General features: G+C 71.2%; 12 protein-coding genes and 1 riboswitch. Of the genes, 6 read left to right on the top strand and 6 right to left on the bottom strand.

Annotated elements, in window-relative coordinates; translation table 11 throughout:
• Window positions 1-133 precede the first annotated feature (133 nt).
• The 6 genes from ACZ7J0_RS19430 (at window position 134) to def (ending at window position 5,896) form a co-directional block, all read left to right on the top strand.
• Window positions 134-790: a sigma-70 family RNA polymerase sigma factor gene (locus tag ACZ7J0_RS19430; protein WP_352186978.1), complete on the top strand. Its 657-nt coding sequence runs from the start codon at window positions 134-136 to the stop codon at window positions 788-790.
• Window positions 787-1,092 carry a mycothiol system anti-sigma-R factor gene (gene rsrA, locus ACZ7J0_RS19425; protein ID WP_470888897.1) on the top strand — a complete coding sequence of 102 codons (306 nt, stop codon included), beginning with the start codon at window positions 787-789 and terminating at the stop codon, window positions 1,090-1,092. The genes ACZ7J0_RS19430 and rsrA overlap by 4 nt, the downstream gene beginning before the upstream one ends.
• 193 nt (window positions 1,093-1,285) lie before the next feature.
• Complete coding sequence (locus ACZ7J0_RS19420) at window positions 1,286-2,818, top strand: HD-GYP domain-containing protein (protein WP_470888895.1); 1,533 nt, start codon at window positions 1,286-1,288, stop codon at window positions 2,816-2,818.
• 38 nt (window positions 2,819-2,856) lie between these two features.
• On the top strand, window positions 2,857-4,110 hold the full coding sequence (locus ACZ7J0_RS19415; protein ID WP_470889270.1) for an HD-GYP domain-containing protein: 1,254 nt from the start codon (window positions 2,857-2,859) through the stop codon (window positions 4,108-4,110).
• A gap of 114 nt (window positions 4,111-4,224) precedes the next feature.
• A complete protein-coding gene (locus ACZ7J0_RS19410) occupies window positions 4,225-5,205 on the top strand; it encodes a tetratricopeptide repeat protein (RefSeq protein WP_468707437.1) in 981 nt (326 codons plus the stop codon).
• A gap of 61 nt (window positions 5,206-5,266) precedes the next feature.
• Entirely contained in the window at window positions 5,267-5,896 is a 630-nt protein-coding gene (gene def / locus ACZ7J0_RS19405) for a peptide deformylase (protein WP_470888893.1), read from the top strand.
• Here the strand turns inward: def and ACZ7J0_RS19400 are convergent.
• From ACZ7J0_RS19400 to ACZ7J0_RS19375, 6 genes are all read right to left on the bottom strand, one after another.
• A complete protein-coding gene (locus tag ACZ7J0_RS19400) occupies window positions 5,872-6,261 on the bottom strand; it encodes a ribosomal maturation YjgA family protein (protein WP_470888891.1) in 390 nt (129 codons plus the stop codon). The two genes, def and ACZ7J0_RS19400, sit on opposite strands and share 25 nt — an antisense overlap.
• 4 nt (window positions 6,262-6,265) lie before the next feature.
• Window positions 6,266-7,288 carry a ribonucleotide-diphosphate reductase subunit beta gene (locus tag ACZ7J0_RS19395; RefSeq protein WP_468707256.1) on the bottom strand — a complete coding sequence of 341 codons (1,023 nt, stop codon included), beginning with the start codon at window positions 7,286-7,288 and terminating at the stop codon, window positions 6,266-6,268.
• Window positions 7,288-9,636 (bottom strand): ribonucleoside-diphosphate reductase subunit alpha, encoded by a 2,349-nt coding sequence (locus ACZ7J0_RS19390; RefSeq protein ID WP_470888889.1) that lies wholly within the window; start codon window positions 9,634-9,636, stop codon window positions 7,288-7,290. Before ACZ7J0_RS19390 ends, ACZ7J0_RS19395 begins: the two co-directional genes overlap by 1 nt.
• 139 nt (window positions 9,637-9,775) lie before the next feature.
• A riboswitch (cobalamin riboswitch) is annotated at window positions 9,776-9,897 on the bottom strand.
• Between the two features lie 63 nt (window positions 9,898-9,960).
• Window positions 9,961-10,464 carry a GNAT family N-acetyltransferase gene (locus ACZ7J0_RS19385; RefSeq protein WP_470888888.1) on the bottom strand — a complete coding sequence of 168 codons (504 nt, stop codon included), beginning with the start codon at window positions 10,462-10,464 and terminating at the stop codon, window positions 9,961-9,963.
• A gap of 84 nt (window positions 10,465-10,548) precedes the next feature.
• Window positions 10,549-12,183, bottom strand: coding sequence for a monocarboxylate uptake permease MctP (gene mctP, locus ACZ7J0_RS19380; RefSeq protein WP_470888886.1), 1,635 nt, complete (start codon window positions 12,181-12,183; stop codon window positions 10,549-10,551).
• Entirely contained in the window at window positions 12,180-12,425 is a 246-nt protein-coding gene (locus ACZ7J0_RS19375; RefSeq protein WP_469119199.1) for a DUF3311 domain-containing protein, read from the bottom strand. Before ACZ7J0_RS19375 ends, mctP begins: the two co-directional genes overlap by 4 nt.
• Window positions 12,426-12,490 lie beyond the last annotated feature (65 nt).

The following is a 12,490-nucleotide window of genomic DNA, read 5'->3' as shown; positions in this document are numbered from 1 at the left end:
CGCCGCTGACCTGGACTGGACGGTGTTGCCCGCGGCGAGGACCGCCCCTATTCGGGCGGCGGGTGGAGGGGTTCCTCGTCTATCCTCCGAAGCGAGCGGGTCCGCATTCGGGTTCGCCGCAGCGTTGGAGGAGGTGGGTCCGGTCACTGGGACCGACACAGGGACCGACGACGGCCCCGAGGAGACGACCGCCGAGCGCAATGCGCGCTTCGAGCGGGACGCCCTCGGCTACCTCGACCAGATGTACTCCGCCGCGCTGCGCATGACGCGCAATCCCGCCGACGCGGAGGACCTGGTCCAGGAGACGTATGCCAAGGCGTACGGCTCCTTCCACCAGTTCCGTGAGGGCACCAACCTCAAGGCGTGGCTGTACCGGATTCTCACGAACACCTTCATCAACTCGTACCGCAAGAAGCAGCGCGAGCCCCAGCGCAGCGCCGCCGAGGAGATCGAGGACTGGCAGCTCGCCCGCGCCGAGTCGCACATGTCGACCGGTCTGCGGTCCGCTGAGTCGCAGGCCCTGGACCACCTCCCGGACTCCGATGTGAAGGAAGCCCTGCAGGCGATCCCCGAGGAGTTCCGCATCGCCGTCTATCTGGCCGATGTAGAGGGCTTTGCCTACAAGGAGATCGCGGACATCATGGGGACACCCATCGGTACGGTGATGTCCCGGCTGCACCGGGGCCGCCGCCAGCTGCGCGGCATGCTCGAGGACTACGCCCGCGACCGCGGGCTGGTACCCGCGGGCGCCGGAGAGTCGTCGAACGATCTGAAAGGCTCGGGCTCATGAGCTGCGGAGAGCCGCACGAGACGGATTGCGCTGAGGTCCTCGATCATCTCTACGAGTTCCTCGATCATGAGATGCCCGACAGTGACTGCACCAAGTTCGAGGTCCACTTCGAGGAGTGCTCCCCGTGCCTGGAGAAGTACGGCCTCGAGCAGGCCGTGAAGAAGCTGGTCAAGCGCTGCTGCGGGCACGATGACGTCCCGACCGACCTGCGTGCCAAGGTCATGGGCCGGATCGATCTGATCCGTTCGGGGCAGGCCGTGCCGGAGCACGACGTGACCGCCGCCGCCCCTCAGGAGAGCTGAGCGGCTTCTCGCCCCAGGGGCGCGTCGCGATTCCCGCGGCGCGCCCCTCGCGCGTGTACGCGTCTTCCGCGCCCCCGGAGCTTCCGGAACCCGACATCACCCGATGGTGCGAATCGGCTGCTACGAGCCCTGCCCCGCGCGCCAACTCGCTAGCGTGACGGACGATTCACGCGACACGGGGAGGGTGGCGACGGTGACGGCGATTCCGGTCGCGGCGCGCGCGTACATCGGGTGCGTCACCCTCTGCGCCGTGGCGTGCGTCCTGCCCGCGGCGCTCCCCCTCTCCGCCGTGTCCGCGCAGCCCTGGAGCACCGTGGCCCTGGTCGCCGGGGTGTACGCCGTGTGCGAGATGCCCGCCCGCTGCCCGTTCCTGCGACGCGCGCCGAGCGGCTCGGTCCCCATGGGCGCCGGCTCCTTCTTCCCCGTACTCCTCGCGGCGGCCCTGCTGCTGCCGCCCGCCGGGGCCGCGCTGGCCGCGGTGCCCGGCGCGCTCGTCGCCCGGGTGGAGCAGCGCCCGGCCGGCGTACGGCGCCTGTGGCGGGCCGGTCAACTGGCCCTCGCCACTTGGGCGGCGGCGGTGGCGGCGGCGCTGCTCGGTGGGCCGGCCGCGCTCGGCGGCGGTGGCCACGGGCTGCGGTTGCCGGACTTCCCCTACATCCTGCTGCCGGCCGGCGCCTCGGCGCTCACCTTCTGTCTGGTACTCGCCGCCCTCGACGGCGGCATCCTCGCCACCGCCGAACGGCTTCCGCCCCGCACCGCCTGGCGCGGTCTGCTGGGCCGCTCGCTCGCCCCGCACGCCGTGCACGGACTGGCGGGCCTGATGATGGCGGTGCTGTGGCGCAGTGAGTACGGGCCGGTGGCCGCGCTGTTCGTGCTGCTGCCGATGTACATCACCTGCTGGGTCTTCGCGCAGTACCACCGCGAGCGGGCCGCCCACCAGGCGACGATCAGGGCGCTCGTCCAGGCTGTCGACATCAAGGACAAGTACACCCGCGGCCACAGCGAGCGGGTCGGCCGGGCATCCGTGCTGATCGCCCGTGAACTCGGCATGGAGGAGGGCCGGCTGGAGGTCCTGCGCTTCGCCGGGATCCTGCACGACGTCGGGAAGCTCGGTGTGCCGACGCGGGTGCTGCGCAAGGACGGTCCGCTGACGCCGGACGAACGCCGTGTCATCGAGCTGCACCCGGAGTACGGGCACGAGATGGTGCGCGGCATCGGATTCCTGGGCGAGGCCCGGTCGGCGATCCTGCACCACCACGAGCGGATGGACGGCAGGGGCTATCCGTACGGACTGAGCGGGCACCAGATCCCGGAGTTCGCGCGTGTGGTGGCCGTCGCGGACGCCTTCGACGCCATGACCTCCACCCGGTCCTACTCCCGGGCCAGGCCGGTGGCCACGGCGGTGGCGGAGCTCGAGCGCTGTGCCGGGACGCACTTCGACCCGAGGATGGTACGGGCGCTGGTGCGCGCGCTGGACCGGCACGGCTGGCAGACGGCGGTCACCTCCGACGAGCCGCATCCGCCTCCGGGAGGGAACGTTCCGCCGCCGCGGCCGGCGGCGCCGGAGGCCGCGCGGGCCCCAGAGGAGGAGACCGCCCGGCCCGCGGCGGAGGACACCGGTCGGCGCGCGGCCGGAGAGGCCGACCGGGCCTCCTCCGCCCGCCCCCATCCCCCGGCCGGGGCACCCTCCGGTCCCCGCGCGCCCCGCCCCAAGGGCCGCGCGTGAGAGCGGCACCCCGGCCCCTCGTCCCGCCCCTCATCGGCGTGATCCACTGCGCCGCCGGCACCCTCACCCTCGTCGCCCTCGCGCACACCCTCTGGTACGGCGTCGGCGAGCCGCGCATCGCCCTCGCCTTCGGGGTGCTCATCGCCGTCGGGGAGCTGGCCCGCTGGGGCGCCCTGCCCGGCGAGCGTGAACCCGCGCCCCTCTCGGCCGCCGGGGCGCTCGCGTACGCGCTGCTGGGCGAGAGCGGCGGCCGGCCCACCACGCACGGGGTCCTCCAGGTCGTCGCCGTCGTGGTGGCCGCGGCCCTCGCCGGGACCGTGCCGCACGTGGCCCGGGGGCGCGGACCCGCGCTCGACCATGTGGCACGGCGGATCCTGACCGTCGCCTTCGCCGCCGTCTGCTTCCAGCCGCTCTACAACGCCGGCGAGGTCACCCACCGCCTCGGCCACGGCCCCGCCCACGCCCTCTTCCTGCTGATCCTGCTGCTGCTCACCGCCCTCTGCGACGCCGTGCTGGCCGCCCTGACCCGGCGGGCCCGCAGCCTCCCGCGCGAGGCCCGGCGCAGAGGGGGCACTCCCGCCCCCTTCGGCCCCCTCCTCCGCGACGAGCTGCGCACCCTCATCGGCATCGGCTCCGCGGTCTGCGCGACCTGCGCCGTCATGGCCCTCGGCGTCGCCGTCGCCGGGCTGTGGGCGCTGCCCGTCTTCTGCGTACCGCTGCTGCTCACGCAGCTGTCCTTCCGGCGCTACACGGCCGTGCGCACCACCAACCGCCAGACCATCGCCTCCCTGGCCCGGGCGACCGAGGTGGCCGGATACACCCCGGCGGGGCATGCCCGCCGGGTCGCCGCCCTCAGTGGGGCGGTCGGACGCGAGATGGGGCTGTCCGGCTACGAACTGACCGTCCTCGAGTACGCGGCCCTGATGCACGACATCGGACAGTTGTCCCTCGTCGACCCCGTCCCGGAGGGCGCCACGGCCCTCCTCCCGGCCGAGGAACAGCGCCGCATCGCCCTCCTCGGCGGCGCCGTGGTCCGCCAGACCGGCGTTCCGCCCACCGTCGCCCTCATCGTCGAACGTCAGGCCGACCCGTACCGCGAGCAGCCCCTGCCCGCCCGGATCGTCCGGACCGTCAACGCGTACGACGATCTCGCGGGGGACAGCGCCGGAGGTGCCCTCACGGCCCTCGAACGCCTGCGGCTGGGTACCGCGCGCGACTATCAGCCGGAAGTCGTCGAGTCCCTCGCCAAGGTCCTCACCCGCGGCGGTCTTACCGCGTCCCCGCCTGGGTAACCCATGGGTAATGAGCGGGCGTCCGACCGGGCATGGTTGGATGCGAACAAGAGGGTGACAAGAGTTGTCGAGGGCTCCTCGGGCCTGGACCCGAGCGACCGGCAGGCGGGAATCGTGAGGATCTTCGGGAAGGTACGGCATCGGCCCTCCGCCTCGTGGCGGCAGGCCACCGACCGCGCGTTCACGCTGATCGGTGACGGCCGGTACGAGGACGCGGGCGCGCTGCTGACGCGCGCGGCTGACCTTGAGCCCTGGCTCTCCGAGTCCTGGTTCAATCTGGCGCTGCTGCACAAGTTCCGGCACGACTGGGAGCAGGCACGCGCCGCGGGCCTGCGGGCCGTCGCGCTGCTCGACAAGGAGACCGGCGCCCCCGACTGGTGGAACGTCGGCATCGCCGCCACCGCGCTCCAGGACTGGCCGCTGGCCCGTCGCGCCTGGCAGGCGTACGGGCTGAAGGTGCCCGGCGCCTCGGCCGGGACGGGCGAGCCCGCCGGCATGGATCTCGGCAGCGCCGCCGTGCGGCTCTCCCCCGAGGGGGAGGCGGAGGTCGTGTGGGGCCGCCGGCTCGACCCGGCCCGCATGGAAGTGCTCTCCATCCCACTGCCGTCCTCCGGGCGCCGCTGGGGCGAGGTCGTGCTGCACGACGGCGTCCCGCACGGCGAGCGGACCACGTCCGCCGGCCCGTCCTTCCCCGTCTTCGACGAGATCGAGCTCTGGGCGCCGTCGCCCGTCCCGACCTGGGTGGTGCTCCTGGAGGCCGCGACCGAGGCGGACCGGAACGCCCTGGAGCAGCTCGCCGCCGACGCGGGCTTCGCCGCCGAGGACTGGTCGTCGTCGGTGCGGCTGCTGTGCCGCGCCTGTTCCGAGTCGACCATGCCGAGCGCCGAGGGAGAGGGCGAGCACCTGGACCCGCACGACCACAGCGAGCCGGGCCACCCGGGGCCGCTCGGCCACCGTTCGCCGGGCGAGCTGTGGGTGCCGGAGCGCGAGTGCGGCATCGCCGCCCCCGCCGGTCTGGTCCGCGGTCTCCTCGACGGCTGGGTGGCGGACAGCCCGGACAGCCGTGAGTGGCGGGATCTCGAAGAAGTCTGCTGACCGCTGCCCGTAGGCTGTACGCGACCACAGGCTGAGGTTTTGAGGAAGGCGTACGGCGGACATGGCGCAGCAGGAGACTGACGAGCAGGTGAACGACGGCTTCGTCGTCGACACGGAGGACTGCGAGGCGCGTGAGCTCGCGTACCGCGAGCGCGGCACGTCGCGCCCGATCACGGTCGTCGGCAACCCGGTGCTCCACAAGGAGTGCAAGGACGTCACGGAGTTCGACGACAAGCTCGCGTCGCTGATCGACGACATGTTCGCCAGCCAGAGGACGGCCGAGGGCGTGGGCCTGGCGGCCAACCAGATCGGCGTGGACCTGAAGGTCTTCGTCTACGACTGCATGGACGACGAGGGCGTGCGTCACGTCGGCGTGGTGTGCAACCCGGTCCTCGAGGAGCTGCCGGCCGACCGCCGCGTCCTCGACGAGGCCAACGAGGGCTGCCTGTCGGTCCCCACGGCCTACGCCGAACTGGCCCGCCCCGACTACGCGGTGGTGCGCGGTCAGGACGCCCAGGGCAACCCGATCAAGGTGCGGGGCACGGGCTACTTCGCGCGCTGCCTCCAGCACGAGACGGACCACCTGTACGGCTACCTGTACATCGACCGGCTCTCCAAGCGGGACCGCAAGGACGCGCTGCGGCAGATGTCCGAGGGCACCCCGCGCTACGAGACCGTCCCGAACGACTGACGCGCGACCAGGGCGCGGTGGACGGCCCAGCCGACCGCCGCGCCGACCGCGTACCAGAGCAGATCCGGTGCGTTGAACGAGGTGCCCAGCACCAGGCGTGCGAGCGTGCTGTGCGCGGCCAGCTCCGCGGGCACACCGGTGAGCTGGAACAGCTCCACCGCGCAGCTGAAGCCCAGCGCGACGCCCGCGGCCGTCGCCGGCCTGACCCTGGGTGCGAGCAGCACCACCAGGGTCAGGACCAGCACGGTGTAGAGCGCGTCACCCGCGTACTTGGCCACCTCGCCCGTCGCCGCGGACCTGATGCCCAGGCCCGCGGCGACGGTGAGAGCGGCGGCGGCGCAGGCTGCCGCCCGGGTGCGGATCACTCGCTCAGAAGTCCTCGTCCAGGTCCACGGAGCCCTCCACCGCCACCTGGTACGCGGACGGCCGGCGCTCGAAGAAGTTCGTGAGCTCCTGGACGCCCTGGAGCTCCATGAACGCGAACGGGTTCTCGGAGCCGTACACCGGGGCGAAGCCCAGGCGCGTCAGGCGCTGGTCGGCGACGCACTGGAGGTACTCGCGCATCGACTCGGTGTTCATACCGGGCAGACCGTCACCGCACAGGTCGCGGCCGAACTGGAGCTCCGCCTCGACGGCCTCCTTCAGCATGTCCGTCACCTGCTGCCGCAGCGCGTCGTCGAAGAGCTCGGGCTCCTCCTTGCGGACGGTGTCCACGACCTCGAAGGCGAAGTTCATGTGCATCGTCTCGTCGCGGAACACCCAGTTGGTGCCGGTCGCCAGGCCGTGCAGCAGACCGCGCGAGCGGAACCAGTAGACGTAGGCGAAGGCGCCGTAGAAGAACAGGCCTTCGATGCACGCCGCGAAGCAGATCAGGTTCAGCAGGAAGCGGCGGCGGTCGGCCTGGGTCTCGAGGCGCTCGATCTTCTCCACCGAGTCCATCCAGCGGAAGCAGAACTGCGCCTTCTCCCGGATGGAGGGGATCTCCTCGACCGCGTCGAACGCGGCGGCGCGGTCGGCCGGATCGGGCAGATAGGTGTCGAGCAGCGTCAGGTAGAACTGGACGTGCACGGCCTCCTCGAAGAGCTGTCGGCTCAGATAGAGCCGCGCCTCGGGGGAGTTGATGTGCTTGTAGAGCGTGAGCACCAGGTTGTTGGAGACGATCGAGTCGCCGGTCGCGAAGAAGGCGACCAGCCGGCCGATCATGTGCTGCTCACCGGGGGTGAGCTTGGCGAGGTCGGCGACGTCGGAGTGCAGGTCGACCTCCTCCACCGTCCAGGTGTTCTTGATCGCGTCCCGGTAGCGCTCGTAGAAGTCCGGGTAGCGCATCGGCCGCAGGGTCAGCTCGAAGCCGGGGTCCAGGAGGTTCTTCTCGGCGTTGGTCGTCGTCGTCATTACTGGCAGGCCTCGCAGGACTCGGGGTTCTCAAGGGAGCAGGCGACAGCCTCTTCGGGCGTGGCCTGCACGGGGATCGGCGCGGCGGCGGCCGCGCGGGCGATCCGGGTCGCCGGGCGGGAGCGCAGGTAGTACGTCGTCTTCAGCCCCCGCTTCCAGGCGTAGGCGTACATCGAGGAGAGCTTTCCGATGGTCGGCGTCTCCAGGAAGAGGTTCAGCGACTGCGACTGGTCCAGGAACGGGGTGCGGTCCGCCGCCATGTCGATCAGGCCGCGCTGCGGGATCTCCCACGCCGTGCGGTACAGCTCGCGGACGTCGGCCGGGATCCAGCTGAAGCCCTGGACCGATCCGCTCGCCTCGCGCAGCGCCTCCCGGGTCTGCGCGTCCCAGACGCCGAGCTTCTTCAGCTCGTCGACCAAGTAGCCGTTGACCTGGAGGAATTCGCCGCTCAAGGTCTCGCGCTTGAAGAGGTTGGAGACCTGCGGCTCGATGCACTCGTACACGCCCGCGATGGAGGCGATGGTCGCCGTCGGAGCGATGGCGAGCAGCAGCGAGTTGCGCATGCCGACCGAGGCGATCCGGGCGCGCAGGGCCGCCCAGCGCTCCGGCCAGTTCAGCTCCACGTCGTAGTGGTCGGGGTGCAGGACACCGCGCGCGGCGCGGGTCTTCTCCCAGGCGGGGAGCGGGCCGCTCCGCTCGGCGAGGTCGGTGGACGCCTCGTACGCCGCGAGCATGATCCGCTCGGCGATCCTCGTCGACAGGGCGCGGGCCTCGGCCGAGTCGAAGGGCAGCCGCAGCTTGAAGAAGACGTCCTGGAGGCCCATCGCTCCCAGGCCCACCGGACGCCAGCGGGCGTTGGAGCGGCCCGCCTGCTCGGTCGGGTAGAAGTTGATGTCGACGACCCGGTCGAGGAAGGTGACGGCCGTACGGACCGTCTGGTCGAGGCGCTCCCAGTCGATGTCGCCCGAGGCGAGCACGAACGCCCCGAGGTTGACCGAGCCGAGGTTGCAGACGGCCGTCTCGCCGTCGTCCGTCACCTCCAGGATCTCGGTGCACAGGTTCGATGAGTGGACCGTGTGGCCGGGCTCCGCCGTCTGGTTCGCGGTGCGGTTGGACGCGTCCTTGAAGGTCATCCAGCCGTTGCCGGTCTGGGCCAGGGTGCGCATCATACGGCCGTACAGGTCCCGGGCCGGCATGGTCTTGCGCGCCAGACCCCTGGCCTCGGCCGCGCGGTAGGCGGCGTCGAACGCGTCGCCCCAGAGGTCGACCAGCTCGGGCACGTCGGCCGGGGAGAACAGCGACCACTCGGCGTCGGCGTTCACCCGGCGCATGAACTCGTCGGGGATCCAGTGCGCGAGGTTGAGGTTGTGCGTACGGCGCTGGTCCTCACCGGTGTTGTCGCGGAGCTCCAGGAACTCCTCGATGTCGGCGTGCCAGGTCTCCAGGTAGACGGCGGCGGCGCCCTTGCGCCGGCCGCCCTGGTTCACGGCGGCGACGGAGGCGTCGAGGGTCTTGAGGAACGGCACGATGCCGTTGGAGTGCCCGTTCGTGCCGCGGATCAGCGAACCGCGGGCGCGGATGCGGGAGTACGAGAGCCCGATGCCGCCGGCGTGCTTGGAGAGGCGCGCCACCTGGTGGTAGCGGTCGTAGATCGAGTCGAGTTCGTCCTGCGGGGAGTCCAGCAGGTAGCAGGAGGACATCTGCGGGTGCCGGGTGCCCGAGTTGAAGAGCGTGGGGGAGGAGGGCAGATAGTCGAGCCGGCTCATCAGGCCGTACAGCGCGGCGACCTCGTCCAGCGCGCGGACGCTCTCGTCCTCGGCGAGCCCGGCGGCCACCCGGAGCATGAAGTGCTGCGGGGTCTCGACGACCTTGCGGGTGATCGGGTGCCGGAGCAGATAGCGCGAGTAGAGCGTCCGCAGACCGAAGTAGCCGAAGCGGTCGTCCGCGTCGGGATCGATGAGCGCGTCGAGCCGTGCCGTGTGGAGGCCGACGAACTCGGCCGTGCGGTCGGCGATCAGGCCTTCGCGGTGGCCGACGGCGACCGACGCGGAGAACGACACGGCGCCCTGGCCCGCGGCCTCGTCCGCGATCGTGCGGGTGAGCAGCCGGGCGGCGAGCCGTGAGTAGGCGGGGTCCTCGGAGATCAGCCCTGCGGCCGCCTCGGTGGCCAGCTCCCGCAGTTCCGCCGCGTCCGAACCGGCGTGCCGACCGCGCAGCGCGGCGGCCGCGACCCGTCCGGGGTCGGTGTCGGGCAGGTCGGCGGTGAGGTCGGTCAGGATCCGCAGAAGCACGGTCCCGGGTCCGTCGGTCTCGATCACCGATGCCGGATCGGCGGGCGCGATGGTCACGTGGGGGCTCTCCCTCGCTCGGCTCGGGGCCGGCGGGGGGAGGCGGCGGGGCGCACGGGCACACACCGGCGAGCGGTGGATGCGCGGCGTCCACCGGCCCACTCCACGAGGCCCGGACGTCTTGGCGCCAGGACCGGACGGACCAGGCGCACCATCGGCAGGTGTTCGGACTTGAGGGTGCACGGAGGCACCTGACACACCGTTGCGGGACAGTTCCGGATTCGCACCGGATTCCCCTGCGGCGACAGCGAGCATGAGCATACATGTGGGGGGCGATGGATGCGTCACCCCCCACATGTTGTGTCTTCGCGTGTGGAGGGCGGTTCAGAGCTCCAACGCGTAGGTGAGCAGCGGCGGGAGCTCGGGGACCGGCTTCCAGTCCCGGTCCGGGGTCCTGGTGAAGCCCAGCCGGTCGTAGATCCGGTGGGCGGAGGTCATGGAGGGGTGCGTGGACAGCACGAGCCGTACGCAGCCCTCCGTGGCCCGTGCCCGCTCCACGCAGGCCCGGACGAGCGCCTCCCCGATGCCCCGCCCCCGCGCGTCCGTCGCGACCGCGAGCATCCGGAACTCGGCCTCGCCGTCCCGGGCGAGATCGGCCCAGGGGCCGCCGGAGCCGACGAACGCCACGCCGCCGAGCAGTCGCCCGTCCGTGTCGACGGCGACGAGCACCTCGGCCTCGGCGTCCCGCCGGGCCACATCCCGCAGGACGTGCAGATAGCTGTCCTCCTCGCCGAGGTCGAGGAGGCCGTCGCCGAGGTAGACGCGGGCGGTGAGCGCGCCCAGTTCCTCGTACTCGGCGGGGGTGACGCGCCTGATGGTGAAGTCCATGGTGGGCAGTGTGCCCGGCGGACACGGCGAAGGGCCCGGAATTTCCCTCGCGGGAACTCCGGGCCCTTCGTACGGTCGTGCTGGTCAGTGCCCGCCCGGCGACCCCGCCGTGGCCGGCGGCAGCTCCACCTGCACGCCCGGGTCGCCCGCGTCCGCCGTGTAGTCCGACGGGGACGTCTCGTCGATGCCGTCGGGGGCCTTGACGGCCCGCAGGACGAAGGTCAGGACCACCGTCACCACCACGTTGAGGACGAACGCGGTGAGACCGATGTAGCCGATCTCGCCGATGCCCGGGATCTCCGCGGACGAGCCGCCGAAGTGCTTCTGCGTGGGGCTCGCGACGCCGTACGCGGCCGCCGTGCCGTAGACCATGCCCACGGCCCAGCCGGCGAGCAGCGCCCAGCGGTGGCACCAGCGGGTGAACAGGCCGCCCACCAGCGCCGGGAAGGTCTGCAGGATCCAGATGCCGCCCAGCAGCTGGAAGTTGATCGCGACGGTCTTGTCCATGGTGAGGACGAAGGCCAGCGCACCCACCTTCACCAGCAGCGACACCAGCTTGGACACCTTGGTCTCCTGCTCCGGAGTGGCGTCCGGCTTCAGGAAGTCCTTGTAGATGTTGCGGGTGAAGAGGTTCGCGGCGGCGATCGACATGATGGCCGCCGGGACCAGCGCGCCGATGCCGATGGCGGCGAAGGCGACACCCGCGAACCAGTCCGGGAACATGTTCTCGAACAGCTGGGGGATGGCCAGCTGGCCGTTCTTCACCTTCACGCCCGCGGCGATCGCCATGAAGCCGAGCAGCGCCAGCAGACCCAGCATCAGCGAATAGAGCGGCAGGATCGTGGTGTTGCGGCGGATCACGTCACGGCTGCGCGAGGAGAGCGTCGCGGTGATCGAGTGCGGATACATGAAGAGCGCGAGGGCCGAGCCGAGCGCGAGCGTCGCGTAGCCCCACTGGCCCATCTCCCCGGGCACGAGCGCGCCGCGCGGCTTGCCGGTCGCCGGGTTGATCTGCGCGTACGCCTCACCGGCCTTGGCGAAGATCTCGTCGAAGCCGCCGAGCTTGATCGGGATGTAGATGATCGCCACCGCGATGACGATGTAGATCAGCGTGTCCTTGACGAACGCGATGAGCGCCGGGGCCCGCAGACCCGAGGAGTAGGTGTACGCCGCGAGGACACCGAAGGCGATCAGCAGCGGCAGGTCCTTGATGAACCAGTGGGTGGTCTCGCCGCCGCCCACGCCCATCACGTCGAGCACGGCCTGGATGCCGACGAGCTGGAGCGCGATGTACGGCATGGTGGCGAGGATGCCGGTGACCGCGACCGCCAGGGAGAGGCCCTTTGAGCCGAAGCGGCCGCGGACGAAGTCGGAGGTGGTGACGTAGCCGTGCTTGTGCGACACCGACCAGAGCCGCGGCAGGAAGGTGAAGATCAGCGGGTAGACCAGGATCGTGTACGGCACGGCGAAGAAGCCCGCGGCGCCGGCCGCGTAGATCGCCGCCGGGACGGCCACGAAGGTGTACGCGGTGTAGAGGTCGCCGCCGAGCAGGAACCAGGTGACCCAGGTGCCGAACGAGCGGCCGCCCAGGCCCCATTCGTCGAGGCTGTTCTCGTTCTCCGCTCTGCGCCAGCGCGAGGCGAGGAACCCGAGGACCGTGACGGCCAGGAAGAAGAAGATGAAGACGGCGAGTGCGACGCCGTTCACGCCGTCCTTCACTTCGACGCACCTCCCTTGCGGGCGCGCTGGTCACGCTGCCACAGCTGATAAGCGGTCATGGTCAGCGCGGTGGAGATGAGGACCCAGAGCATCTGGTACCAGTAGAAGAACGGCATGCCGAGGAACGTCGGCTCCACCTTGGCGTAGGAGCTCACCCAGAGCATCGCCACGAACGGCACGACGAGGCAGAGCGCCACCACCACCCTCACGGGTGTGACGGCAGGTTGCTTTTCTTGTGACATACGGCGTTTCCGTCCCCTCACTGAACACCATGGCTCACCTGCGTAATGCGCAGGAAATCTAGGGG

This window comes from Streptomyces sp. NPDC038280, assembly GCF_055600045.1.
This window is presented reverse-complemented; position numbering and strand designations above follow the sequence as displayed.

What these genes read in the sequence shown, in the direction of transcription:
- ACZ7J0_RS19385 (WP_470888888.1), bottom strand. Translation starts at nt 10,464, where the DNA reads ATGGACTTCACCATCAGGCGCGTCACCCCCGCCGAGTACGAGGAACTG.
- def (WP_470888893.1), top strand. Translation starts at nt 5,267, where the DNA reads ATGGCGCAGCAGGAGACTGACGAGCAGGTGAACGACGGCTTCGTCGTC.
- ACZ7J0_RS19395 (WP_468707256.1), bottom strand. Translation starts at nt 7,288, where the DNA reads ATGACGACGACGACCAACGCCGAGAAGAACCTCCTGGACCCCGGCTTC.
- rsrA (WP_470888897.1), top strand. Translation starts at nt 787, where the DNA reads ATGAGCTGCGGAGAGCCGCACGAGACGGATTGCGCTGAGGTCCTCGAT.
- ACZ7J0_RS19375 (WP_469119199.1), bottom strand. Translation starts at nt 12,425, where the DNA reads ATGTCACAAGAAAAGCAACCTGCCGTCACACCCGTGAGGGTGGTGGTG.